Source organism: Bradyrhizobium sp. WSM2254, from assembly GCF_000472645.1.
GTDB lineage: Bacteria > Pseudomonadota > Alphaproteobacteria > Rhizobiales > Xanthobacteraceae > Bradyrhizobium > Bradyrhizobium niftali.
This window is the reverse complement of record NZ_AXAB01000018.1, coordinates 113,705-140,091: the sequence shown is the minus strand read 5'-3', so window position 1 is coordinate 140,091 and position 26,387 is coordinate 113,705. Positions and strand designations below refer to the sequence as shown.

The window sequence follows — 26,387 nt, the reverse complement described above, 5'->3', positions numbered from 1 at the left end:
GATGTCAGCGAACCAAGCATGCGGACGGCTTCCTGAATGCGCGTGTCGCGGACCTGTCCGACATCGTCGCAGCTTCCAACCCGCGAGCGGGAGACGCTGGTGTCTTTGACAGCCCCAACCTTGGCGCTGGCCAGTCGTGAATGCTCAGACATGATTGTCTAGGCCAGTTTGAGGACCAGAAGCGACCGACCGTCTCACTATTCGACGGTCACGGATTTGGCGAGATTCCGCGGCTGGTCGACATCAGTGCCCATCACGATGGCCGTATGGTAGGCGAGCAGCTGCACGGGGATCGCGTAGACCATCGGTGTGAAGGCGGCCGGCATGTCGGGCAGCACGATGGTGGCGAACGTATCCAGTGTCGCCTCTTCAGCGCCCTTGGCATCGGTCATGAGAACAATGTTCCCGCCGCGCGCTGCCACCTCCTGCATGTTCGAGGCCGTTTTCTCGAATAAACGGTCATGCGGTGCGATCACCACTACTGGCACGGTCTCGTCGATCAGCGCGATCGGCCCGTGCTTGAGCTCGCCCGCAGCATACCCCTCTGCATGGATGTAGGAGATTTCCTTCAGTTTCAATGCGCCCTCTAGCGCGATCGGGAAGCTCGTGCCGCGACCGAGGTAGAGTACGTCCCGCGCTTTGGCGATGTCGCATGCAAGCCTCTCGATCTGCGGCTCGGTGCTGAGCGCTACCGACATCAGGCGAGGAATTTCAACCAAGCCACGCACCAACTCGATCTCCTCATCCTCGGACAATTCGCCGCGCGCCCTGGCGGCCGCGACTCCAAGTGCGGCTAGCACTATCAGTTGGCAGGTAAAGGCTTTGGTCGAGGCAACGCCGATCTCCGGGCCGGCCAGCGTCGGCAGCACGGTTTCACTCTCGCGAGCGATGGTCGATGTTGGAACATTGACGACGGCAAGTGTGTGCGCGCCTTCCGCCTTGGCGTAGCGGAGCGCAGCGAGCGTATCGGCGGTCTCGCCCGACTGCGAAACAAAGATCGCGAGATCACCTTTGCGCACGGCCGATTCGCGGTAGCGGAACTCGGAGGCGACATCGACTTCAACCGGCACGCGCGCAAAGCGTTCGAACCAGTATTTTGCGACGCTGCCCGCATAGCTCGCTGTGCCGCAAGCAGTGATCGTGATGCGCCGGACCTCTCTGAAGTCGAACGGCAGCTTGACCGGCAGCGCAACACGTTCGCAGGCTGTGTCGATATAGCGCGCCAGCGTCTGTCCGACCACCTCCGGCTGCTCATGGATCTCCTTGGCCATAAAGTGTCGATAATTCGCCTTGTCAGCCAGGAGCGACGACATACCCAACTTCAGCGTCTCGCGGTGCGCAACTGCGCCTTCGGAATCGTAGATGACGCCGATCTTGCGGGTAAACACGGCCCAGTCCCCATCTTCAAGGTAAGTGATGGTGTCGGTGAACGGCGCGAGCGCAATGGCATCCGAACCGATATACACCTCGTCATTGCCATAGCCGATCGCGAGCGGGGATCCCTTCCGGGCAGCGATCATGAGATCGCAGTGCTCCTTGAACAGGAATACCAGGGCAAACGAACCGCGCAGTCGCGGTAAGGATTCTTTCACTGCCTTTTGGGGCGAGTAGCGCATCTTCAGATAGGATTCGACCAGATGCGCCACCACCTCGGTGTCAGTGTCGGAAACAAATCTAGCGCCATTCTGCTCAAGTTCGGCGCGCAACTCACGAAAATTCTCGATGATTCCGTTATGGACGACCGCGACATTGTCCGTCGTATGCGGATGCGCGTTGGACTCCGTGGGCTTGCCATGAGTGGCCCAGCGGGTATGACCAATACCAGTGTGACCCGGTAGCGGATTGCGGCGTAAGCTGGCCTCAAGATTTTTCAGCTTGCCCTCGGCGCGCCGGCGCTCAAGATGATTGCCGTCGAGCGTTGCGACTCCCGCTGAATCGTAGCCGCGATATTCCAGCCGAGTGAGCGCTTCGATCAGCCGCTCCGCAACGGGTTCGCGCCCCAAAATGCCTACAATCCCACACATGCGGGTCAACATCCCCCAATTTCAAGAATAATGCTTTCAGAACAGCTACGCTTTTCTTGAGACCTTCGATTGAAGGTGCTCAGATTGCTGTGGATCTGGGTCGTTCGGATTCTGCGGGGCAGAACAAGCATCGCCAGCCGAAGCGCGGTTTGGGCGAGCACGATCGAATGCCAGCATGTCGCGGCAGCAGGAGGCAGTAAGGCGCGAGCGCGTCGTGAACAGAGCGCCATCGCATGCGCAGACTCTTCTCCGGGCAAGGAAACAACATCGTAGTCGCGGCAGGGCCGACGTGTGGACACATCACGTAAGTTGCCACTCAAAGATCGATGACACTCGATGCAGATCGACGACCCGCGCCGAGTCCAGCTATCTGTCGGCATGAACTTCATCATCGTCGGCTGGATTGAGTGCCAAGCACGATGGCCCTGCCCGCTTCTCAAGAGGTTCGTAAAGCGGATAGCTGGATAGAGGATTTTCCATCTCGAAGCTGTCGCTCGCATATGGCACGCAAAAGAACCCCGGCCGCCTTGGGTGACCGGACAGAAGTCAGTCTCGGAGGAACGACGCTGTTACATTCCGCCGGCTCCCGTCGACAGTGGCAGGGCCTACCGACCGATGTAACCGCCCAAGCACCTGACCGGACCGAAAATGCGCTTGAGTTGATGCTCGGCAAGCACCGAAATATTCCCTCGGCTCCAGGCAAAGATCGAGCACCATTCTGATTGGCCGAAGGATTCTCTCCAAACCGAGACGTTTTCTTATGCGGGATCTTCTAGGATTGGTAAAATCGATTATGTTGATGGGCCGCATCTACACCATGGATAGCTGTCAAAATGCGGCTCACGTCACGTTGTCATTAGCGACTTCGCGGTTTCGAGATCGCCGACCTCCGTGCGAGCTAGGTAAGGCCGCGAATCAATTAAAGGGGTTTTGAGGTTCGGTATGGCGAGCTTCGTTCAAGGTGTTGTGCGGCTTCGCCCTGTTAATTGCGATGATTGCACAATGTCCCTCACGGGCCTGCCTCCCATGTTCATGCAGAGTGCTGAGCCTTCTTATGTGGCGTAGTACATCAAAAGGTTGCTAAAAATGGATACTGCATGTTCCTGGCGAAGCCGTTGATCAGTTTACGGACGCTCCGATATCGGGCGACTTCCGTCGTAGTCGAGCCCGCCTAATCAAAATCCACGGATCGTCATGAATTCCGATGGGCCGGCGCGATCTGCGCGCAGACGGTTGATCGGATGTTCCGGGTCCATGTAGCCGAGAGCCATGCCGCAAAAGAGCATCAGATGGGAAGGCAGCCCGATGAATTCCGCAACGGTCTTGTGCCAGAGCGCCCACGCCTCTTGCGGGCAGGTACTCAATCCCTTCTCCAAAGCGAGCAACATAATAGATTGCATGTACATGCCGAGATCGGCCCATTGCCCAGGCTCCATCTGGCGATCGATGGCGAAAAACAGGCCGACAGGCGCACCAAAAAACGTAAAGTTCTTTGCAAGCTGATTGAGACGTGCAGGTCTGTCTTCGCGCGGAACCCCGATGGTGCGATAGAGATCTTCGCCATTCTTGAATCGCCGAGTTCTATAGGGCTCCTTCAGTTCTGGCGGATAGATGTTGTATTCTGGCTGTTCGCCCATCGGGTTGATCTTGATCCGCTCAGCCATCAACGCCTTGAAGCGTGCGAGCTCTTGGCCGCCAAGCGCCCAGACATGCCACGGCTGCAGATTTCCGCCGGAGGGTGAGCGGCTGGCCGTGAGCAGGATCTCTTGGACGGTCTCCATAGGGACCGGGAAGTCCAAGAATGCCCGCACAGAGGTTCTTGAGTTCAGCGCGTCTGACACTTTCATGAGGATGTCTCCGAACACCTAATCGAGGAGCATCGTCAGCCGATCCTGACGACCATCTTTCCCAGGGCCGAGCGGGTCGTCATCGCTTTGAATGCTTCGTGGAATTCCTCGAATGCAAAGACCTTTCCTACGACAGGAACAAGTGTCTTCTCGCTCAACCAACCGAACAGCTGGGCGATGACTTGATCTCGCACATCCGGTTCACGACGACCAATCTGCGCCAGGTCGACACCCAACAGCGCCCCGCCTTTCAGAAGAGGCAGATTGAACCGCAGCGATGGAATAGCCCCGGAAGCAAAGCCGATCACCAGGTGCCGGCCATTCCAGGCGATCGAGCGGAAGGCCTGCAGGCTCAGATCTCCTCCGACCGGATCGTAGATCACGTCTGCCCCGCGACCGCCGGTGAGTTCCTTAAGTTCGTCGCGCCACCCTTCACGCGTGTAATCGAGGCCCGCATCTGCCCCAAATTGAATCGCAAATTGTCGCTTCTCCTCAGTGGAAGCCGCCGCAATGACGCGGGCCCCCAGCAATTTTCCAACCTGAACAGCCGCTGTTCCCACCCCGCCGGCGGCCCCCAGAACCAAAAGTGTCTCGCCGTCCTGTAGCTTTGCCCGGGCGCTAAGCGCGTACAGCGCTGTGAGGTAATTGGCGAAGAACGAGGCGCCGACCTCCGGCTCTATGCCATTTGGCGTAACGAAAAGATCTTGGGCCTGTGCGCAGATATACTCGGCAAGGCCACCATTTCTGACCATGCCGATGACGGGCGTACCGGGTGCGAAGCCCCCAACATCTGCAGCCGCCTCGTCGACGATGCCCGCAAACTCCGACCCGGGCGTAAATGGCAAAGGATCTTTTGTCTGGTACAAGCCCTGCACCTTCAGGCCATCCACGAAGCCGACGGCAGCTGCCTGGATTCGAACGCGGACCATTCCCGTTGACAAGTCCGGCTTAGCCACATCCTTGATGATAATATTTTCGATACGATCGTAATTTTCGACCAACACTGCCTTCATGGCATCCTCCTAAGCGCGCCGGCCTACCGGGGGTTCAGTCGTCGAGTCACTTCAAATAGTTCCAAAAATCTAGAGCGCTCTCGAGATTACTTCCTTCATCATCTCGCTGGTCCCGCCGTAAATGCGCTGCACGCGTGCGTCGGCGTACATGCGTGCAATGAGATACTCGTTCATGAAGCCGGAGCCACCATGCAGCTGCAAGCACTCGTCGATGACCTTGCCCTGCTGCTCTGACGCCCAGAGTTTAGCCATCGACGCCGTGGCTGCATCGAGCGTGCCAGAAACCAATGCTTCGACGCACTGGTCGACGAAGCTGCGCGTGACCTTTGTGATCGTCGCCAACTCGGCCAGCCTATATTTGGTGTTCTGGAATTCAGCGATCGGCATCCCGAAAGCCCAGCGTTCCTGGACGAAAGCAAGCGTGGCCTCAAGAGCGCCCTCCATTGCCGCAACGGCCATCACGCCGATAATGGTGCGTTCATAAGGCAGGTCCGACATCAATTGATAGAAACCACGCCCTTCGACTCCGCCAAGCAGATTTGTGGCCGGCACCACGACCTCGTCGAAGAACAGCTCGCAAGTATCCTGCGCCTTCAGGCCGATCTTATCGAGCACGCGGCCGACCCTAAAGCCGGGAGCTTTCGCGGTCTCGACCAAAATGATCGACATTCCGCTCGCGCGCTCGGCCGGATTCGTTTTCACGACCACGAGCACTAAACCTGCAAGGAGGCCGTTGGAGATGAAGGTCTTGGAACCGTTGATCACATAGCTATCGGCGCGCTTTTCCGCACGGGTACGAATAGATTGAAGATCCGAGCCCGCCCCCGGCTCGGTCATCGCGATGGCTCCGACCAACTCTCCACGCGCCAAGCGCGGCAAATATTCTCGCTTCTGCTCCTCCGTCCCGTGATTCAGCAGATAGTGGGCCACAATCGTGTGGACAGACGGATTCATTCCCGTCAAGCCGCGGCGTGCCATAGCGTCGTAAAAAACCGCTTCGTTCCGAAAATCACCTCCGCCTCCGCCATATTCGGTCGGAATGTCCGAACACAAAAGCCCCAGCGCCCCGGCTTTCAGCCAGAGTTCGTGCCCGACATTGCCTCGTTTTCGCGCCTCTTCGTCCAGCGGCGCCATTTCCTTATCGATGAAGCGTGATACCGTGTCTCGATACATCTCGAGGTCGGACTCAAGCCAGGAGGGTCGATAGTTGATCATTCGCCTTACTCATCGTTTCTACGAACGCAACAATTGCGCTCGCTGCCGCTTGAATTCGAAGCAGTTCCGGCGGTGTGCGATCGGATCGCCGCTGGCAGGTCGTCCGGCGCTTTTCTTGTCCGAACACTGACGATTGCAGCCCGCCACACACGCCTTTCGACACAGTCAAAGTTCAAATGCTGGGTCGAAGGCATGCGCCGCGGTTCTCTGCGGCCGATCTAGTCCGCCGCATCCCCGTTGATCACGTCTCCGAACAGCTCCCATTTTTCGCCGCTAAAGCGCATCAGCTGAAGTTGGCTGATCGGAGCAAAGTCGGTCGGCGAGGTGTTCACGTAGATCCCTGGCAACAGCGCCTCGGTGCGCCAATCCTTCAGGTTCGCAGCCTGCTTCATGACGTTCTCGCGCGTGAGATCGTCACCGCATTGCATCAAGGTTTGCGCCAGCGTCTCCGCAAGTGCGTAGCCGGTGATCAGCAATATGTCGCGTTTGTTGCCTTCTGGATAGTATTTGCTCAGAAAGCTCTGAAACTCCTTCATGCCGGGATCATTGTTCCACTGCGGATCCGCCGGATCCTTCAAGTAAGTGGCAGAAATGATGCCTTGCGCGTTTTCGAAGCCGGCAGGCTTGATCACACTGCCGACCGACGCCGAGACATTGCTGAGGATATGCAGCGGCTTCCAGTCGACTTCAGCGATCTTTCTGATTGCCTGAGCCGCAAATTTGGGAGAGCTGATGTTGACCAGCGTGTCGGCGCCCGTCGCCTTGAGCTTGACGATGTGACTGTCGATCGTCGGCTCCGAAGTTTCGTAGCTTTCCTCGGCGACGATCTTCGTACCGAGCCTGTCCTTGAGGCCCTTCAGGTAATCCTTTCCGAGATCGTCATTTTGGAAGAAGACCGCGACTTTGGCGTTCGGCTTTTCCTTCAAGATATACTTCGCGTAAGCGTGCGCCTCGCTCTGGTAGGACGGCTGCCAACCCGTGGTCCAGGGGAAGCTCTTGGGGTCGTTGAATTTGGTAGCGCCGGAGGCGACGAAGAGCTGCGGGATCTTCTTTGAATTCAGGTATTTCTGGATGGCTGTGTTGTTCGCCGTGCCGAGCGGATCAAACATGAGCAGCACTTCATCGCCCTCCACCAGCTTGCGCGTCTGCTCGACAGCCTTGGGAGGCGAGTACGCGTCGTCATAGCTAGTGAAGCTGATCTTGCGTCCGTTGATGCCACCCTTATCGTTGATCATGTTGAAGTATGCGGCCTGCACCTGGCCGATGACGCCGTAGGCGGATCCCGGACCACTGTAAGGCATGAGATTGCCGACTTTGATCTCTGTGTCGGACGCACCCGTATCGTATTTCTTCTGGGCTAGTGCCGCACCCGAGGCGAGCGTGATTGCCGCTGTCGCCAGGGCAGCCGCCCCTAAGATCCTTGCAAACATGTAATCTCTCCCTGTGGGGTTTCACTTCTATCTTGCTTTGACGTTCTACTCTTGGCTCTTGATCGCGACCTGCCACCGTGTCTGGAAGGTCATCCCAACGCTTCAATGATGGTCACGTTGGCGATGCCTCCGCCCTCACACATCGTCTGAAGGCCATATCGCTTGCCTCGAGCCCTGAGAGCATGGACCAGAGTTGACAGGAGCTTGGTACCCGAGGCTCCGAGGGGATGACCGAGTGCAATCGCGCCGCCGTTGACATTCAGTTTTGTGGGGTCGGCCTCAAGTGCCTGAAGCCATGCGAGGGGCACCGGCGCGAAGGCTTCGTTGACTTCGTAGAGGTCAATATCGCGGATGTTCAGCCCGGCCTTCGCAAGAGCTCGGCGGGTCGCGTTGATCGGCTCCTCGAGCATGATGACGGGATCGCCAGCGGTCACCGAGAGACCAACGATGCGGGCGATCGGTTTCAGATTGTGGTCCTTCAGAGCCTTTTCGCTGACGACCAGTGCTGCGGACGCGCCGTCGCAGATTTGGCTTGCATTGGCTGCGCTGACGACGCCCCCATCCTTGAGAAGCCTCACCGACCCGATCGACTCAAGCGAGGCGTCGAACCGAATTCCTTCATCCACGGTGTGCTCGTCCCCTTCGATTTTCAGGGGCACGATCTCGTTCTTAAAGGCTCCGGATTTCGTTGCGTCTGCGGCGCGCCGGTGACTTTCGAGGGCGAACCGATCCAAGGTCAGCCGATCAAACCCATATTTTTTTGCGATCATCTCGGCACCCTCAAACTGGCTGAAGGACCCCACACCGAACCGCTTTTGAATGCGGTCGCTGATTGGACCCGTCCCGAGGCCCTCCTTCTGGTGCAACGAGATGTTCGAGAACATCGGCACGCGCGTCATGCTTTCCGCGCCGGCGGCTATTACGACATCCTGCGTGCCTGACATCACCGCTTGTGCGGCGAACTGCACCGCCTGCTGCGAGCTGCCACATTGCCGATCGATGGTCACGGCCGGAACGGACTCCGGGAGCTTGGAGGCAAGCACTGCATTCCGTCCGAAGGCAAACGCCTGCTCCCCGGCCTGCGTCACGCAACCCAGGATCACGTCGTCAACAGCGGCCGCATCAATTCCAGAGCGATCGACGATCGCGTTGAGTGTTTCCGCAGCCATGTTGGCGGGGTGCCAGCCAGCCAGCTTGCCGTTCCGCCTGCCACCCGCGGTCCGCACCGCTTCGACGATATAAGCCTCGGCCATGGCGCTATTCCTTTCATCCGTTTGAATTTCGACGAGCGACGAACGCCGCTACACGACGACGAGATTCTTCCGAGCCGCCCAGCGCGGCAATGCTCCGCATCTCCCGCTCAAGTTGCGTCTCCAGCGTGCTATCGAAGCTTTCGAGCAGGAGACGCCGAGCGGCACCGAGTGCTGGCACCGGCTCGCCTGCGAGCTTCTCTGCGAGTTCGGCGCCCGCGGCGAGCAGCTGCTCGCCATCGACGATCCGCGTCACGATGCCAATACGCTCTGCCTCGTCGCTCAATACGCGTCGATTTGACAGGATGATCTCCTGAGCTCGCCTGAGGCCAACCATCCTCGGCAGCAGCCAGCTCATTCCGCCGTCCGGACTCAGACCCAAAGTGGTATAGGCAGCGCTAAAGTGCGCCGACCGGGCCGCCAACGCGAAGTCGCCGATCATTGCGAGGCTCATACCGGCTCCGGCCGCGGGCCCGTTCACGAGCGTGATCAGCGGCTTGCGCATGCGCATGAGACGCAGGATCGCGGCGTGAAGCGTTCCCGCCAGATCTTGCAAGAAGGCCGATACGTCGGCGCCGGCTGCCGCGAAAGCACCGACGTCACCCCCTCCGCAAAAGAGCTTGCCGCGACCGGTCAGTATGACGCATCGAATGTCGTCGGCCTCATCGCAGCGCTCGGCCGCCTGCAAGAGGGCGAGAGCCATATCAATGTCAATCGTGTTGCCGTGGTCTGGGCGCGACAAGGTCAGCGTCGCGATTTTTTCGGCGCAGGAGAATTCGACTGGACCGCTCACGACAGTTCCCCCAGTGCCCGAACAGCCAGCGCCGCCAGCTCCGGAAAGGTCTTGCCGCGCTCGATAGCCTGCGTCGATGAGGCTGTGCCCCGCAGCGCACGGCCGGCTATGCCGTGCATGATCGCCGCAAGCCGAAAGAAGTTGAAGGCAATGTAGAAGTGCCAGTCCGGAATCTCCTGGCGACCGGTCGCTCGGCAATACCTGTCGATGTACTCCGCCTCTCCCGGGATGTTGAGCGCGGCCGGATCGACTCCGGCAAGCCCGGCAACGATGTGGGGAGGCATGCGATACATCATCGCGTGGTAGGCGAAGTCCGCAAGCGGATGACCGAGGGTCGAAAGCTCCCAATCGAGTACAGCGATGACCCGAGGCTCGCGGGGATGAAAGATGAGATTGTCGCAACGAAAGTCGCCATGGACGATGGCGACCTCGTCACCTTCGGGAACTCGTTCCGGGAGCTCCGTGACGAGGCGGTCCATGTTGGCGTCGCGCCCAGCCTCAGGATCTTCCTGATACTGACGTGACCAGCGACTGATCTGCCGCGCGAAGTAGCTCCCCGGCTTTCCGTAGTCGCCCAAACCGATCGAAGACGGATCAATGGAATGCAGTTGCGCGATGACGTCGCACATGGCGTAAAAATAGGAAGGGCGCTCTTCCCGGTCGACTTCCGGGAAGGTGGCGTCCCAGAAGATTCGGCCTTCGACCAGCTGCATCACATAGAATTCGCTTCCGATGACCGACTTGTCGGCGCAGTAGCCGTAAATCCGCGCCACGGGAAACCCGACTTGCGACAACGCGCGCTGCACACGTGCCTCGCGGTCAACCGCGTGCGCACCGGATACCAATGGGCCCGGCGGTTTCCGCCGGAGTACATACAGGCCGTCTGCCGATTGAAGACGGTAAGTCGGGTTGGACTGACCACCCTTGAATTTGGAGATGTTGAGAGGTCCTCGAAACCCCTCAACGTTGGCCGTCATCCATCGTGACAAGACGTACTCGTCCAGACGGTAACCCTCGGCCGGCTCCGTCAGTCCAGAATTCGCAATTTCGTCGAGGGCGCTCACGGGTTGGCCTTCTGCCAGTCGCGCTTGATCTTCTTCGCCAGCGACCATTTGTGCACCTCGGTCGGACCGTCGTAGATGCGAAATGCACGAACCTCGCGGAATACCTGTTCGACGATGGTTTGGTTGGTGACACCCGTACCGCCCATGACCTGGACGCAGCGATCCGCGACCCGCATGAGCGCCTCACTGACGGCGACTTTCGCCATCGAGCTCTCGTTTGTTCCGAGCGATCCCGTGTCCAGGACGCTCGCACACCAGGAGATCATCAACTCGGCTTGTTTGAGGTCGATCAGGTTGTCGGCAAGCATGAAGCCAACTCCCTCATGATCGATAAGCATCTTGCCGAACGCCTGCCGGCGATTGGCGTAACTGGTCGCGATCTCGTTGGCGCGGATGCAAGCGCCCAGCCATCGCATGCAATGCGACAACCTGGCCGGTGCCAACCGGACCTGCGCGTACTTGAACCCCTCACCCGGGTGTCCGAGCATTTGATCGGCCGGGACGCGGAGATTGAGGATGGTCACGACAGCGTGTCCGCCCGGCATGGAACTATCGATCGTGTTGGGCACATGATCGATCGTGATTGCTGGATCAGGCAAATCGACGAGGAACATGCAAGCGCCCTCCTCGGCCTTTGCCATCACGATGCCGACCTTGGCTCCGCGAGCACCTGTGATGAACGCCTTGCGCCCGTTCACAACCCACTGGTTGCCATCCGGACGGCAGGTCGTGGTCATCATCGATGGGTCGGACCCTGCTCCCCCCTCTTCGGCCGGTTCGGTCATGAAAAAGGCGGACCGCGCACGCCCCTCGACGAGCGGTTTTAGAAAGCGCTCCTTGATCTCCGCCGAGCCAATTTTACCCAGGAGGTACATATTGCCTTCGTCGGGAGCCGCCGTATTGCATGCGAGGGGGCCAAGTGGCGATAGGCCTGTCTTGGCCAGGACGATTGCGGTTTCCGCCTGCGAGAGATGCGACCCGTCGGCCAGGATGTGTGGCGTCAATACGCCCGCATCCCGCGCCAGTTCTCGCAACTCGATGACCAATTCGTCCTTGGGACAGTCATGATGATCACGGCGAGGATCGCGCTCGAACGGGACCACGACATCCCGAACGAAGCGCTCAACGCGATCGGCAATCTGTTGAGTACGCTCTACGCCAACCCCGCTCATTTGGGTGCCATTCGGATTGCGCCATCGAGGCGGATGGTTTCGCCGTTGAGCATTGGATTGGTGACGATGGACTCGACCATCTGAGCGAATTCGGACGGATGACCGAGCCGGCTCGGAAAGGGCACCTGCTTGCCCAGCGACGTCTGCGCCTCTTCAGGAAGCGACATCAGCAGTGGTGTGAGAAAGATGCCTGGCGCAATCGTCATCACCCGAATGCCATAGCGCGCGAACTCACGCGCAAGAGGCAGCGTCATGCCGACAATTCCGCCCTTCGATGCTGAATAGGCGGCTTGGCCGATCTGGCCATCGAACGCAGCAACGCTGGCAGTGTTGATGATGATGCCCCGTTCCTCACCGTCCGGCTCGGCCGTATGAAGGCGGGCGGCAAACTTCGACAGCATGTTGAAGCTGCCAATCAGATTGATGTTGATGGTCCTGGCGAAATCGCGCAGCGGAAGCGCCCTGCCGTCTCGACCGATCGCCTTACCGGGCGGGCCGAGGCCGGCGCAGTTGACCAGGATGCGCCCCTTACCGTGCATGCGCTCTGCTGACTCGAGCGCCTGTTCGAGGCCGTCCTCGTCGGTGACGTCGACCTTGATGAAGTGCCCGCCGATCGTCTTAGCGTGAGCCTCCCCCAACGCGGCGTTAAGATCCAAGATGGTCACGTTGGCGCCCGCGGCCGCGAGTCGCTCGGCCGTGGCGCCTCCGAGACCGGAAGCGCCGCCCGTGACGATTGCGGCTGTTCCCTTTATCTGCATGCACCTTTTCCGTTTTCTCGAGGTTCAAATTTCGATGGCCTAGCCATCGCTTCGCCGCCGCCAATGAACGTACTTGCGTAGCTTGCGATGACGGCTGGATCTGACACGGAGGCTCCTCAGTGCACTTCGTTGTTAGTCGCGCGCTGCCGCGGCCCTCGCGAGGTCGCGCGCAATGACCATTCGCTGGATATCCGATGTGCCTTCGTAGATCTGACAGACGCGCACATCTCGATAGATCTTCGCGATGGAATAATCTTCCAGATAGCCGTAGCCGCCGAAGGTCTGCAGCGAACCCGAAACCACCGCCTCGGCCGTTTCGGAGGCGACGAGCTTCGCCATAGACGCTTCCTTGAGGCATGGAAGAGCTGCATCCTTCATCGCGGCGGCATGCAACACGAGCTGATGAGCGGCCTCCAGTCTTGCGGCGAGATCCGCAAGACGAAACCCGACGGCCTGATGCGCGATGATTGGCGACCCGAAACTCGTTCGCTCGCCAGCGTACTTTACCGCCGCGTCGAGAGCGGCGCGTGCCATTCCCACGCATTGCGCCGCAATGCCGATGCGGCCGGCCTCAAGATTGGAGAGCGCGATGGAGTAGCCGGCACCTTCCGGACCGAGCCGCATTGCATCTTCGACGAAAACGTTGTCGAACCGAATGGCGCAGGTGTCGGATGCGGCCTGCCCCAGCTTGCGTTCGATTCTCTCGACGCTGTAGCCAGGACTGTCGGTGCGGACCAGAAAAGCCGAGATGCCGCGCTTGCCTGCAGCAGGATCGGTTACGGCGAACACGATCGCAAGGCCGGCAGTTCGCCCCGACGAGATAAACTGCTTCGCTCCGTTTAGATTGTAACCGTGTCCCACGCGAACAGCCCGGGTCCTCAATGCGGAGGCATCCGAACCCGCTCCCGCCTCGGTCAGTGCGAATGCGCCAATCATTCGGCCAGAGATGAGCGAGGGCAGAAATCTTGCTTGCTGCTCCGGCGTGCCGTCCTTGAGTAAGCCTGAAACGACCAGACTGTTTTGAATGCTCAAAATGGTAGATAGCGCACCGTCGGCCGCGGCGATTTCAACAAGCGAGAGTGCATAGGATACGTAGTCGGCGCCGGCTCCTCCGGCCGCTTCGGGCGCTGTCATTCCCATAAGTCCAAGGCTCGCGAGCTCCTCAAACAACCGCGCGGGGTATTCCTTGGCTTGTTCGTAGTCGCGAGCGAAGGGCGCAACGCGCGCCTGCGCGAACTTGCGCACTTCGTCGCGAATAGCGGCTTGCGTTTCAGTCAGGATCACGACGCGCGCCTGTCGATTTTTCGCCCAGACGAGCCCAGGACAGCGAGCGCGACTGCGCTAAGCACTAAAGGGAAGGACAATGAAGTACTTGGCTTCATTACATTTTCCGCCGAAATGACCGGCTCCTCCCTGCTGAATTTCCGCGCTTCTGTCCCGGCGCTTAAAAGTGATATTGATGTCATATTACTGCTAGACCGCCTCGTCAAGCCGGCTCCCATGGAGCGCAGGGCCAAGTCCGTCCACCTGGTTTTTTATTGATGATTGTCAGCGCTCGAACGCTGGTCGCGATCACTGGGCAGATTTGATGAACGAGCAGCGTCACGCCTGTTTGGCTACGACACGCGTGCTCGCATCAATGGCAGAACGGATGCTAGTTGGGAGCGGCGGGATCGTCTTTGGCGGCACCAAACACGCCTCGATACCAGACCTTTGCGCAGTGTGTCCCTATGTGCGCAATCTCCGCGTCGCTTGGATCTTCCGACGCGAGGTCAAACTTCATATAGGCAACCTGCTCCATCGTGGCGCCGAGCACTTCAGCAGCCATTTCAGGATCGAGTTCACGGCTTAGTTCGCCCAATCCCTGAAGGCGAGTCAGCCAAGTCGCGGTGCGCCTTACGAAGCGGCTACGTTCGGTGACATAGAGAGAAAGGAATGTTGCTTTCTCTCCGCGAGCTGCCGCCTCGCGCATGACGCGCAACAGCTTGCGATGTCGGGCATAGATCTTGAGATAAGCGATGGTATTCTCAACGAACTCGGCTTCGGTTGTCTGCAATGAGCGGCCCGACCTTCGCTTGCTCGCGACGTAGATCTCGTCGACCAATGGCTGCAAAACGGCGAGCAGAATCTCGTCCTTATTTCGAAAGTGCCGGTAGAAGTTGCCGTAAGACGTTCGAGCGATCTTGACGATGTCCTGGACCCGGGTGGCCTCGTATCCTTTGCGCGCGAATACGCGTGCCGAGGCGTTCAGCAGGCGCTGACGCATCGCCGCCCCCTTCGCGGTGGCAGGGGCTAACGGCTCCAACGCAGAATCGGTCTCCAGCATTTGCCACCCATAGCACCGCGGCCGCTTGACCACCAGCTCGGAACCCAGTAATATGACATCAATGTCAGTTATTGACTAGGCTCGAATCGTCATCAGTTCAAGGGCCGGGAGCTGCAGAGCTCGCCCGGCCCGTCGATGCAGCCAGTACCCCCGTGGAGGGGGGCGCCTTCGGGTGCTCGGTCGCGGCAGTTCCGTTCGAAATCCAAATTTCGCCTCTCTGCAGGAAAGGCGACATTCAGGGATGTGTTGATGTATCCGGGCACCCACGCACTAACAAATCCGGACTGCCCTGCCCTCATCATGACGGCAACCGGTGAGATCGTGACATACGCCGAATTGGAGGATCGGTCTCGACGGGCTGCAAACTGGCTCTTCGACGCCGGCTTGCGGCCCGGCGACGTTGTGGGCGTACTCTCTGACAACAGCCCTTGGATTTTCGATATCTACTGGGCCACTCAGCGCTCGGGCCTATATCTGTTGCCGATCAATTCTCGGCTGAGCCCCAGTGAAGTCGACTATATGCTCGAAAATTCCGGCGCGGCGGCGTTGTTCGTCGGACGTGGTGGATTCGAGACGGCATCAAAAATCGACGCCCACGAAAAACTAAGGCACCGCGTTTGTTCTGAGGGAAATCTGTCAGGTTACGAACCGTACCAGCAGATACTGGAAACCGCTCGCGCCACGATCCCGGCGTCTCAACCGCGCGGCGCCGACATGCTGTACTCTTCCGGCACGACCGGGAGGCCAAAAGGCGTGAGACATGCGTTGCCGGAGCGACAGGTTTCCGACCCTGGCGACACAATGGTGCAGATGTTTTCGTCGAATTTTGGCTTTGATGAGAGGACAATCTATCTGTCCCCGGCGCCTCTCCATCATGCAGCGCCGCTACGAACCTGCGCGACCGTCCAGGCGCTGGGTGGCACCGCACTCGTTATGGACAAATTCGATGCCGAAGCCGCTTTGGCTGCCATCCAAGACTACAAGGTGACCCACAGTCAGTGGGTGCCGACCATGTTCGTGCGGATGCTCAAACTGCCCGACTTAGTTCGGAATCGATATGACGTGAGCAGTTTGCAGATCGCGATTCACGCTGCCGCACCATGTCCCGTTGAAGTCAAGCAAGTGATGATGAAGTGGTGGGGGCCGATATTGTGGGAGTACTACTCCGCCACCGAAATGAACGGGATGACCGTGATCGGCCCCGACGAGTGGCTCCGGAAGCCCGGCTCCGTTGGTCGCGCCGTGCTCGGGAAGATCCACATCTGCGATGAGGAAGGTAGCGAACTTCCAGCCGGTCAGACGGGTACCATCTATTTCGAACGCGACAGGATGCCGTTCGTCTACCATGACGAGCCGGAAAAGACGCGGGCCGCGCAACATCCGGCGCATCCGTGCTGGACCACTGTCGGCGACATCGGACACGTCGATGCGGACGGCTACCTCTTCTTGACCGATCGCAAGGCGTTCATGATCATCTCAGGCGGGGTCAACATCTATCCTCAAGAGATTGAGAACGTTCTGGTGCTGCATCCTGCTATCGCGGACGTAGCCGTCATCGGAATCCCCGATCCTGATATGGGCGAACAGGTCAAAGCCATAGTGCAATTGCTGCCTGGCACGGAAGGCAGCGAGAACTTGGCGGAAGAAATCATCGCCTTCGTGAAGAATCGTGTTGCCGGCTACAAGGCGCCCCGCAGCATCGATTTTGTGCCTGAAGTCCCGCGTTCACAGACGGGCAAGCTCATGAAGCAGGAATTGCGTAATCGGTATTGGTCGGAGAAGGCAGCCTGACATCAAGCGCCTGGAATGGAATGAACCGCTCCAGTCTGCGGCCTCGCCAATGCCCTGTCGTATGTATGCCGCTGAATTTGGTCAACACAACACAACGCCATGCTGCTCCGCAATACGCTCAGTGACTATCGCTTGCCGCTCGATTCCTCCGATGCCGATGCTCTCGGCATCGAGGCTGCCCAGGCAGTGGAGCGCTTCCTCCAGCATAGGCAGGGGACCGCCCCTACCCCGATGGTTTCGCTTCCTGCCCTTGCCCGTCGTCTGGATGTCGGATCCATCCACGTCAAGGACGAAGGACAACGAATGGGTCTCGGTAGCTTCAAAGCACTGGGGGGAGCCTACGCGGTCATACAGCTTGTCCTTGGGCTGGCGTCGCAACGATGGGGCCGACCAGTAGGCATTTCTGAGTGGCGCTCACCGGAAGTCGCCACAGTCGCCGCCGGAATAACCCTGACGTGCGCCACGGACGGCAACCACGGCCGATCGGTTGCACAAGGCGCCCAACTCGTCGGCGCAAACTGCGTCATCTTTGTTCATGCTGGAGTGAGTGACGAACGCTGCGGAGCTATCGCGCGGTATGGTGCCCGTATCGAACGTGTCCAGGGCAACTACGATGATTCCGTTGCGTCGGCATCTAGACTCGCCAGCGAACGGGGCTGGATTGTGGTCTCCGACACATCTTGGCCAGGCTACGAACGGATCCCTCACCTCGTTATGCAAGGTTATACAGCATTACTTCGTGAGGCCCTTGGCGCACTGCCAAAGCCTCCAACCCACGTGTTTGTCCAGGCCGGTGTCGGCGGCATCGCAGCGACCACTGCCGCTCATTTTTCGCTTGTATTCGGAAAGGACAGACCCTTCTTCACTGTGGTGGAGCCGGATCGAGCCGCCTGCCTTCTCGAGAGCGCCAAGGCCGGCCAGATCGTGAAGGTGCCGCACGACAGACCAACCGTCATGGCGATGCTTGAATGCTACGAGCCATCACTTGTTGCCTGGCGCATTCTCTCGCGCGTTGCCGATGCCTTTATGACCATCGAGGACGACGAGGCGGTTACGATGATGAAGGCGCTTGCCTATCCCGTCGACGGGGATCCGGCGATCGTCGCCGGCGAAAGTGGCGCAGTAGGTCTCGCTGGATTGGCAAAGGTGGCGAGTGATCCAGCGTTGCGTTCGGAGATCGGGCTCGACTCAAATGCCCGTGTCTTCCTGATCAATACCGAGGGCGCGACTGATCCAGCGCTCTATGAGACGCTCGTGGGCGCTCGCCCCGAGGACTTGACCGGCTGAACCGACGAAGGAGAGCACATAGCATGCCGAGTTGTCCGACGTTTATGTGGTTTGCAGTGGCCGCGCGTGACTGCTCTGTCTGCGGCGGTCGCGATGAGACAGGGCTTTCGGTTTTTCACATGCCTTGCAACCGCCGGCCATTGCATGTGGATTTCAAACACGATTCTCGACTCTGGAAGGGCTCGCGATTCCTTCGCCAGTTTGCAGTTAGGGTTGATAGCTGCAGTCGCCTGCTCGCGTTTCGCGGCAAACCCAAAGCGAAGTCGGAAGGTCCCATGATTCTACGGAAGCAAGTAGCTGATATAGAAGCGGCAGGCGTTCGCCGGATCGCAGACGGCAAACCTTGGTATAGATTTTCCAACCCTTTGTATGCAGCAGTTCGTCATCGTCCTGCTATGTCTTAACTCTAACTCTCCATCTAAAATTTGCCGCGACTCCCGTGAGCAGGTAAAATCGATTGTTTAGATGAAGCACATCCACACGATGGATAAATTCGCACCATGCGTTTCAACGGCCTTGATCTAAATCTTCTCGTCGCGTTCGACGCTCTCATGACGGAGCCGAACCTCACCGCGGCGGCGCGGCGAATCAACCTGAGTCAGCCGGCCATGAGCGCAGCCGTGGCCCGGTTGCGCGCCTATTTCCGCGATGAGCTCTTTACGATGATGGGCCGCAAGCTTGTGCCCACGCCACGAGCCGAAGCGCTTGCTGCCCCGGTTCGGGAGGCTTTGTCGCACATCCAACTCTCCATTATCTCCCCCGACGGATTCAAGCCGGCGCAGTCGACTCGTCGCTTCAGGATCATCCTGTCAGATTTCATGATGACCGTGTTTCTTCGAAAGGTCGTGGACCGCGTCGCGCAGGAAGCGCCCGCCGTCTCCTTCGAATTGCTGCCACCCGAAGAGGACCCCGATCAACTTCTCCGGCGGAGTGAGATTGACTTCTTGGTTTGTCCGGAATTGTTCATGTCGCACACGCATCCCAAAATGCCGCTGTTTGACGAAAGATTCGTGTACGTCGGCTGTCCCAAGAACAAGCAACTAGCTAAGCCGCTTACATTGGAGCGATACTTATCGATTGGACAGGTTACGGCCAGGTTTGGGCCGACGATCAGACCTTCGTTCGCTGAATGGCTTTTGCTCGAGCATGATCTCAAGATTCGCGTCGAAGTCGCTGTGCCGGGCTTTAGCCTGATCCCACCCCTGATATTGGGAACTGATCGCATAGCGACAATGCCATCGAGGATGTTCAAGCATTTCAAGAACACGATGCCCTTGCGAACGATCCAAGCTCCTTTGCCGGACTTTGCGTTCACCGAATCCGTCCAGTGGCCTGCTCTTCACAACGCTGATCCGGCGAGCATTTGGATGCGCAACATTTTTGTGCAGGAGGCCTCCCGTATCGCATGAGTTCGCCTGAACTTGAATGCGCGGCGTAATCAACCACAGCACGTGGTGATCCACGATCTATCGAGTCACCGACTTGAGACGCATCCGCGTGAGCGGTAGCCTGATTGGCTTATTTTGGGTGCCAGTGCTTGAGCCAGGCGGGATCTTCGTTGTCTACCCGGCCGACTTCGAGCAGGTTGTTCATACCGAATTCGGTGGAGGCTGCGACACCCCTTTTCTCGGAAAAAATGGAATCGGATGACGCCGTCCTCGATCTCCATTCGTCGACGAACGTCCCGCAGCCAGTCTTCGTTTCGCCGAAACACGACACCCTTCGCGAAAGGCGGCGTCGCCTGATCATCAACGCTGGTTCGTGCTCGGTTCGGAGATCAGTGGCTTACCCCCGACCGAGACCGGCCCTTCTGGCTTAGCGGGTTTGACGGCTCGCTTGGCCGGGCTCGAAACGGGATGGGAAGGCGGGGGAGAAGAAGGCGCGAGAAGAACGGGGGCAGCGACGGCCGGTTTCTGCAACAACTCAATTCTCGATGTCAGCGCCTCGATCTGATCTGCCATGCGTTTCAAATCGTCCTGCTGCGCACCGATGTTACGATTGATCTCTCCAATTTGATCACTTGCCTTCTGCTGCTCGGACCGAATCTCCCAAAGTGCCTCCCTATCTTCAGGTGACAGGCCTGTCGTTGGGACGACTTCATGAGCCGACGGCTTCTCGAAAAGCTCTTCGACACTGATCCAATAATAGGCTGCTCCGGCGCACAGGCCGATGGACACCGCCACGAGCGCGAAGACCGACGCAAAACGTCTTGACGACCGGTGCAAGACAGAGGGTGGTTCCAAGCTGCTCACTTGATCAATCACATTCGTCATTCCTGAGCCTGCCATTCTCATCCGTGTTGGTTTTTCTCGTGACGCGATAAAGGGCAATGGTCAAGAGCATCCGGAGCCGAGCGCGCAGCCTTGCGCAACTTTGTCTGAGCGCATGGTTTTATCCCATAAGGCGCATTAACAAGCCGGCGCGGCGAGGCCCTAATACCCATATTTCCTTGAAACTGAACGATCCGAAGTTGCGATCCAAAGAGTGAGCGGTGCCAAAGGGAGTTGCCATCTTGGCAAGATCGCTCTCGTCGAACTCCAGTGATCTCCTTGCACGAGCGTTATTGGGAGCGCCTGTCCGCTTTCGGCGCTTCTTCGCCGCAAAACGGTTCGGAGCTGTTCGAGAGCGCACCAACAGCAGGGCTGTACGCCTCGCTATCCGATATTTAGATATCCAGTCGTGGCTTGCACGGGGGCCCGTCGAGTTCAGCCCGTTGTCGCGAGATGCCGGTATTTTCGCGGACAGTCAAATGCAGCTTTCCGCTTGCGCTTTGGCCTGCGAATCGGCGGCTGCATGAAAGAGATCGTGGGTTTCACTCCAGCGCTCCTCAATCGTTCAACGCTTTCTTGCGCAAGACGCGGTATCACGCACAAATGCTGCATCGGGAATAGAAAGACGCAGACTCCAAACCCGGTCTCGAGCCTAACTTTATCGCGACAATGGATAACTTACGTTGTGGGGCCCGCTTGTGCGCAGGGCAACCGTTAACTCGCGTCCTGATCTCGTCTTCAGGGTGTGTGCATTTCATTTGAAGACTCGGACGCACGAAGAAGAACGCAAGGTGGTAACATAATTGATCGTGGGAGAGGTCGAACAGGTGTCTACAGAATGCGAACGTTCGGCAATCATCTGCCACCGAGGCTTTTGATCGCGGCCCGGGACTCCCTTTGCCGGAATTTACCGGCGTATGGGCTGTCTTCGCGAGATGGGTATTGCATCGTCCTGCCGCCATAGGGACATCATACGCATTCGCCAGCGCAAGGATCGATCCGATGGCGATTGATCGTGCAGGCCGGCCCAATTCGAAATGGAGTTGTCAGAAATAGAAGTCACCGTCGGAGTTCTGGCCTGCAAGAATGGCTCGGCTGAGGGCCCTCCACGTTTGCAGGCTTCAATTAAAAAGCCGCGACGGGCTTAGCTAGGCATATGCTCGATCCGGTCGTGTAAGACGCCAATGAGCATGTCCGCCTTTCCCCGTGAGAGATCAACCTCGCCTGGCGGCACGACATAGCCGCCACAATCCACCGAATGTGCTACGCACAATTTATGCAACTCTTGCATCGGATGAATTCGGGATACGGCGCCGCGGTGTGCGTCGCCGCCGAGGATCTAGCCCCGATGGGGCCGCAGGACTACCCTGCCCACGTGGACCAGCTAAGCCGTGCAATGGCAATTTGAGACGCGGGCCAATCTCTGAGAAGCCGAGCTTCAGGTACAATGCTGAGTTGGGACTGCGGCTCCACATCGGCTGCCTTGGCGCCCCGACTTCAAGTTGGCCCCAGCCTTTTGTCGCCCCAAGGGTAACGGCTGCGTCGATGAGCGCCATCGCAACACCAGATGATCGCTGGTCAGGCACCACGTAGAGCTCAGTGATAATGCCGTAGGTTCCGCGCGCAAAGAGGGCGGCACTTTCCGATAGCATGATGAGGCCGACGGGGCGTTCCTCCGTAAAAGCAAGAAACCCCGAGATGCGCTCTTTCATGGCCAGCAGGTCGGCAACCAGTCGAGTATCTACTCCGGCCTGCACGTGACCGGCCCCAAGTTCGGCAAGCAGAGCACTGACCATCTGAGTCACCGTTGCGGCATCATCGACGGACACCTCACTCGTCTTCACCATGTCACATCCTCCACCACGTGGTTCAGCGGCAGCAACGGAGACAGAAGCTGCCGCAGCCATCAACTCAAAGTAGATATGCTGTTACTTTGAAAGTCCAATGACGCTTTCGTTCACACCATTGAGAGGTCGCTAGATTTTTACTTGGCGCTTAGCTGATGGTTCTGGCTCAAGACATAATCGAAACCTGCCTTCCCGCTGATCTACGCGAGCTTTCGATTGTAATCCGGCCTCAAGCTAGAGCGCTGTTTGGCCAACGCAACGGCCGGGTCACCAAACACATTCCGCATCCGATGCGGCGCCCCTATGAGTCGTTCGGTGGAATCCTGCTTTGCTTGGCGAGCTAGATGAGCTCGATCAACTGGCGGCCAATTGACGCAGGTAGCATTTTGCTCCATGCGAGCGGGCCGGCGGGTGTTTAATGCGACGCCAAACAATCGTTTAAGTGTTTCACGATCGCCAGTGTCAGCACGAGGACACGATGTGAATTAGGTCAACAAAACGGCACGCATGTCGCATCGTGCCGGGTGGATCGGAGTTCTGGAGTTCGTCGAAGACAACATTCGATCTCATCAACCCACCACTATGAACGAACCGGTTGGCACCAATAGTCTCAGAGAATAAAATACGGCGCGAGTCGAAGACGCACTCATTTTTGTCGTGGTTGAAAAACCAGCTTTCTTATATTTGCGACGAACGGATCGTTTGTTTCCTCGACCACGGTTGCAGGCATCCCTCGAATTTGGGGGAAACTAAAGAAGCTTTGGTCGAAACACCATCTTGCGCCATCTCATCGATCCTGTTCTCCGGTCGGAGTCATTCGTTGACTTGCTCGAAGCCGCTCATCGAGCCTCGTCGAGCGCGACCAGCTGTGACGTGCCGCAGTGATGGCCGCGGCGGCGTTGCGCCCGACGATCTCGGGAAGGTTTGACGGCCGAACTTGCCGATCAGGAGCACGCCTGCGCAAGCGCAGCAATGATGCGGACTGTCCGCTTTCGCGCTCTTTTTCGGCTGTCGAAGCAGGACGCGACGCCTTGAGCCAAAATGCCGCGAAGGCGTTCCGTGGGCCGTGCTGTGCTTTTGGCCGGCCCGGCCGATCCACTTCGGCCCGGTCATCGAGGCCTAAGCGGCGGAGCATGTCCTTGCCGCGCTCATTTCGACTATCGCTGTAGAATACCTCTACCACTCTCATGGCGTTCTCACCTTCGCCAGAGCCTGGAGTGACGGCACCCCTCTGCCCGTCTGCGCCCAAGATTTCAGTCCCGCGCGATCAGCGCTTGCCGTAGGTTAAGGGTGAAGCTCGCTCAGGCCTCTTCATCCAACCAGCCGATCTTGCTCCTCAGGAACCGAAAACCAAGCACCTGAAAGCTGGCACGCTCCTTGTTGTCCCTGCCATAGCCGTGGCCCCCCGCGGCTGCCTCGTACAAATAAGCCTCGTAGCCCATCACCTGCAGTTTCGCGACCATCTTGCGGGCGTGCGCCGGATGAACCCGATCGTCGCGCCGCGTGGTGGCAATCAGGATCGGCGGATAGTTTTGACTCGGTCTTGCCGCGTGATAGGCGGAATACGTCTTGAGCCATTCCCACTCCGCAGGCTTGTCGGGATCACCAAATTCCGCGATCCAGCTCGCACCGGCAAGGAGCTTTGTGTAGCGACGCATGTCGATCAGAGGAATCGTGCAAAACAATGCGCCGAACCGCGCCGGATAGCGCGTGAGCATGTTGCTTATGAGGATGCCGCCGTTCGACCCACTTTCGGCGGCTATCCGCCTCGGCTCAGTCACACCGCGACGCACCAGATCGGCGGCCACGGCCGCGAAGTCATCATGCGACAGTTTCTTGCCAGCAAGCCGTCCGGCGTCGTGCCAACGTGTGCCGAACTCGCCCCCACCGCGCAGGTTCGCCTGTACGGTCGTGCCACCACGCTCCAACCAGAGCTTGCCGAGGGCCGAATTGTAGTACGGCCTCATGGAAAGTCCGAAGCCGCCGTAGCCGCTCATATGGACCGGCGCGTTGCCGCTCTCCGCGGCGGGACCGGTCTGCACATATGGAATCCGCTCACCATCGATCGAGATAGCCTCGTGCTGCGTAACCACAAGGCCCTCGGGGCTAAACGTCTTTGGCGCCTGCTTCAGCACGATTGGGCTCGAGACACTCCGTTCGATCAGCATCAGCGAAGGCGACGTGAGCGGATCCTGGACACAGGCAAGCAGGTCGCCGTTGCTTTCGGACCGATCGCAATCGAGGGGCCACACGTCGACGACGCCGATGCCGGGAAGGCCGCGCAGCTCCTCATGGCTCCAGCCCGCAGACGAGGGCGTCCAAGTCTCGAATGAAGGGCGCAGCTCGTCGAGGATGGAAAGCACGAGTTTGCCGCTGGCCCAGAAAAATCCCTGCAGCGCGCGGCGCGGGCGCGGCGCGAAAATGACCGTGAAGTTGCGATCGCCGGCGAGAAAGGCCGACAGCGATATGCCAAGCGCGGTGTCAGGCGCGTGGGTGACGCCGGCAATCCTCCATGCCGAGCGCAATTTGACGATTAACCAGTCCCGGTGCGCCCGGAGCCAGATGTCGGAGGGAAGATCGAGCTTCACGCTCGCGCCGGTTTCCGTCCCGGGCCAGACGTCAAGATTGAAGAAGTCCAGCTGATCGAAGAACCAGACGCGTGGCCTTTTTCCAGTCCGATCGACTTCGCAAAAGGCCCACATGCGATCGGGCGTCGTCTCGAACACCACGGCCGCGCGATCCACGGGTTCGCCGCGGCGCCACAACCGCACTGTCCTCGGATAGCCCGATGTGGTTGCCATGCCGTCGCCATGCGCGCTGGACAACAGCAGCGTATCGGGATCGACCCATGTGGCGCTACTCTTCGCTTCCGGCAGGGTGAAGCCGTCGGCCACAAAGCTTTTCGCATTGAGGTCGAATTCGCGCAAGACGACGGCATCGCTGCCGCCGCGCGACAGGCTCACAATGGTTCGCGGATGATCTCCCGGCAGTGAAGCCGTCGCGTTCAGAAGCCAGTCCTCACCTTCCTTTGCCGCGAGCTTGTCGACATCGAGCAAGATTTCCCAGGACGGGTTCGACTTGCGAAATTCGTCTAGCGTGGTCCGTCGCCAGAGGCCTCGTCGATTGCTGGCGTCCTTCCAGACATTGTAGAGATAGCCACCACGCCGCGCGATATAGGGAATATTGTCCGGCCGATCGTAGATCGACGCCAGCACGTCGCGATCCCGCTCGAAGGTCGCGCCGCCAAACGCTCGCAACGTCCTGTCGTTCTGCCGCTCGACAAAGTTTAGCGCGCGCCGGCCCTCTATCTCTTCCAGCCAAAGATGGGGATCATCATCGGGAGCGGAGAGCGTTGGCGCTCCAGCTTGCGACTTTGTCGGCGAGCTTGCTTTAGACACCCGTTCACTCCCAGGGCTGGCATTGGCGATCGCTTTCGATTTGCGATCGAGGTTTGCATGATGTGGTTCGGTCGAGACACGAAGCCTACAACCTGACGCAGCATGCGATTCAAGTTCATTCTTTCGAAGTGAACGCTGCTCTGCAGATTTCATAATTGACGTTGGCGCGGCGCCCTTCAGTTCGCTGGCGAGCTGCAGTTCGTACTTGGCGCTTTTACAGTCATTCCCACGCATGCATCAGAGGGATTTCGGCCAAGACGCCGCAAGGATGCGACCCAAGGTCATACGCTGCAAATGGATATTGGCAAAAACGGGTGATGGGCGCTGACTTCTGCGTCGCCGTCAACTACCGATATTCGTAATCAAATATGACAACAGCGCGCCGTTGCTGGTCAATGACTTCTACGGTGCAGGCTCGCGCGGCTGCTCCAGAACAATCTTCGCGTCAGCCTCTCAAAGAATCATGCTGCGCAGCTCCGCCTAGTCGAAACAACAAAGGTGAGCGCATCACATGAGCTAGAGGGGCGACGCATCCGTGAATGCAACACCGGATCACTAGCACGAGGGTCCGATTGCGCGGCTTACCACGATGCGGATTTACCAAGCCGCTTCGGTGACGAGCAATCATTATCGTTCCAGTACTGTGACACTGAGTGGGTGCCGTGTGAGGGCAATTGACTTGCGTCAGAATTCGAGCGGCACCATCAGTCTCGTGCGCTATTTCTGAAGGCGGTGGTGGGTCTGAAAGGCGTTCACTTCCCTGAACCATGTTGGAATGAAGATTGGCATTGTCCGATGTACGACCATGTCGGAGACGCAACATCGCTTGTGCGAGCTGATCTTTGTATTTGCGAAGCTTTCTTTTTGGCACGGTTAATGCTTTGGGGAATGCGCATCGCGTT

The 26,387-nt window shown here is 58.7% G+C and carries 18 protein-coding genes; 3 read left to right on the top strand and 15 right to left on the bottom strand.

Features of this window, described 5'->3' with window-relative positions; translation table 11 throughout:
* Positions 1-197: 197 nt before the first annotated feature.
* From glmS to A3M7_RS44045, 12 genes are all read right to left on the bottom strand, one after another.
* On the bottom strand, positions 198-2,024 hold the full coding sequence (gene glmS, locus A3M7_RS0113630) for a glutamine--fructose-6-phosphate transaminase (isomerizing) (RefSeq protein WP_027544448.1): 1,827 nt from the start codon (positions 2,022-2,024) through the stop codon (positions 198-200).
* Between the two features lie 1,175 nt (positions 2,025-3,199).
* On the bottom strand, positions 3,200-3,871 hold the full coding sequence (locus tag A3M7_RS0113620) for a nitroreductase (RefSeq protein WP_027544447.1): 672 nt from the start codon (positions 3,869-3,871) through the stop codon (positions 3,200-3,202).
* A gap of 35 nt (positions 3,872-3,906) precedes the next feature.
* Positions 3,907-4,884 carry an NADPH:quinone oxidoreductase family protein gene (locus tag A3M7_RS0113615; protein WP_027544446.1) on the bottom strand — a complete coding sequence of 326 codons (978 nt, stop codon included), beginning with the start codon at positions 4,882-4,884 and terminating at the stop codon, positions 3,907-3,909.
* A 69-nt stretch (positions 4,885-4,953) separates the two neighbouring features.
* Positions 4,954-6,099, bottom strand: a complete 1,146-nt coding sequence (locus tag A3M7_RS0113610) for an acyl-CoA dehydrogenase family protein (RefSeq protein ID WP_027544445.1) — start codon at positions 6,097-6,099, stop codon at positions 4,954-4,956.
* Between the two features lie 218 nt (positions 6,100-6,317).
* Complete coding sequence (locus A3M7_RS0113605) at positions 6,318-7,529, bottom strand: ABC transporter substrate-binding protein (protein WP_027544444.1); 1,212 nt, start codon at positions 7,527-7,529, stop codon at positions 6,318-6,320.
* An 89-nt stretch (positions 7,530-7,618) separates the two neighbouring features.
* Positions 7,619-8,782: an acetyl-CoA C-acetyltransferase gene (locus tag A3M7_RS0113600; RefSeq protein ID WP_027544443.1), complete on the bottom strand. Its 1,164-nt coding sequence runs from the start codon at positions 8,780-8,782 to the stop codon at positions 7,619-7,621.
* Positions 8,783-8,795: 13 nt separating this feature from the next.
* The gene (locus A3M7_RS0113595; RefSeq protein WP_027544442.1) at positions 8,796-9,572 is read right to left on the bottom strand and encodes an enoyl-CoA hydratase/isomerase family protein; all 777 of its coding nucleotides are present in this window, start codon (positions 9,570-9,572) and stop codon (positions 8,796-8,798) included.
* Positions 9,569-10,636 (bottom strand): phosphotransferase family protein, encoded by a 1,068-nt coding sequence (locus A3M7_RS0113590; protein ID WP_027544441.1) that lies wholly within the window; start codon positions 10,634-10,636, stop codon positions 9,569-9,571. The genes A3M7_RS0113595 and A3M7_RS0113590 overlap by 4 nt, the downstream gene beginning before the upstream one ends.
* Positions 10,633-11,808 (bottom strand): acyl-CoA dehydrogenase family protein, encoded by a 1,176-nt coding sequence (locus A3M7_RS0113585; protein WP_027544440.1) that lies wholly within the window; start codon positions 11,806-11,808, stop codon positions 10,633-10,635. Before A3M7_RS0113585 ends, A3M7_RS0113590 begins: the two co-directional genes overlap by 4 nt.
* Positions 11,805-12,566 (bottom strand): 3-hydroxyacyl-CoA dehydrogenase, encoded by a 762-nt coding sequence (locus A3M7_RS0113580; protein WP_027544439.1) that lies wholly within the window; start codon positions 12,564-12,566, stop codon positions 11,805-11,807. Before A3M7_RS0113580 ends, A3M7_RS0113585 begins: the two co-directional genes overlap by 4 nt.
* 132 nt (positions 12,567-12,698) lie before the next feature.
* On the bottom strand, positions 12,699-13,850 hold the full coding sequence (locus A3M7_RS0113575) for an acyl-CoA dehydrogenase family protein (protein WP_198033740.1): 1,152 nt from the start codon (positions 13,848-13,850) through the stop codon (positions 12,699-12,701).
* Positions 13,851-14,220: 370 nt separating this feature from the next.
* Positions 14,221-14,892 (bottom strand): TetR/AcrR family transcriptional regulator, encoded by a 672-nt coding sequence (locus tag A3M7_RS44045; RefSeq protein WP_156936866.1) that lies wholly within the window; start codon positions 14,890-14,892, stop codon positions 14,221-14,223.
* Between the two features lie 249 nt (positions 14,893-15,141).
* On the opposite strand from A3M7_RS44045, the gene A3M7_RS0113560 reads away from it, so the two are divergent.
* The 3 genes from A3M7_RS0113560 to A3M7_RS44040 all read left to right on the top strand — a co-directional run bounded on the left by A3M7_RS0113560 (position 15,142) and on the right by A3M7_RS44040 (position 19,379).
* Positions 15,142-16,683 (top strand): acyl-CoA synthetase, encoded by a 1,542-nt coding sequence (locus A3M7_RS0113560; RefSeq protein WP_027544437.1) that lies wholly within the window; start codon positions 15,142-15,144, stop codon positions 16,681-16,683.
* Positions 16,684-16,782: 99 nt separating this feature from the next.
* Positions 16,783-17,970 carry a diaminopropionate ammonia-lyase gene (locus tag A3M7_RS0113555; protein ID WP_027544436.1) on the top strand — a complete coding sequence of 396 codons (1,188 nt, stop codon included), beginning with the start codon at positions 16,783-16,785 and terminating at the stop codon, positions 17,968-17,970.
* Between the two features lie 500 nt (positions 17,971-18,470).
* Positions 18,471-19,379 carry a LysR family transcriptional regulator gene (locus A3M7_RS44040; RefSeq protein ID WP_049823368.1) on the top strand — a complete coding sequence of 303 codons (909 nt, stop codon included), beginning with the start codon at positions 18,471-18,473 and terminating at the stop codon, positions 19,377-19,379.
* A 339-nt stretch (positions 19,380-19,718) separates the two neighbouring features.
* Here A3M7_RS44040 and A3M7_RS0113545 read toward each other — a convergent pair whose 3' ends face one another.
* The 3 genes from A3M7_RS0113545 to A3M7_RS44035 all read right to left on the bottom strand — a co-directional run bounded on the left by A3M7_RS0113545 (position 19,719) and on the right by A3M7_RS44035 (position 25,719).
* The gene (locus A3M7_RS0113545; protein ID WP_027544435.1) at positions 19,719-20,243 is read right to left on the bottom strand and encodes a hypothetical protein; all 525 of its coding nucleotides are present in this window, start codon (positions 20,241-20,243) and stop codon (positions 19,719-19,721) included.
* Between the two features lie 1,271 nt (positions 20,244-21,514).
* Positions 21,515-22,087 (bottom strand): GNAT family N-acetyltransferase, encoded by a 573-nt coding sequence (locus A3M7_RS46480; protein WP_027544434.1) that lies wholly within the window; start codon positions 22,085-22,087, stop codon positions 21,515-21,517.
* A 1,301-nt stretch (positions 22,088-23,388) separates the two neighbouring features.
* Positions 23,389-25,719, bottom strand: a complete 2,331-nt coding sequence (locus A3M7_RS44035) for a prolyl oligopeptidase family protein (protein ID WP_245284236.1) — start codon at positions 25,717-25,719, stop codon at positions 23,389-23,391.
* Between the last annotated feature and the right edge of the window lie 668 nt (positions 25,720-26,387).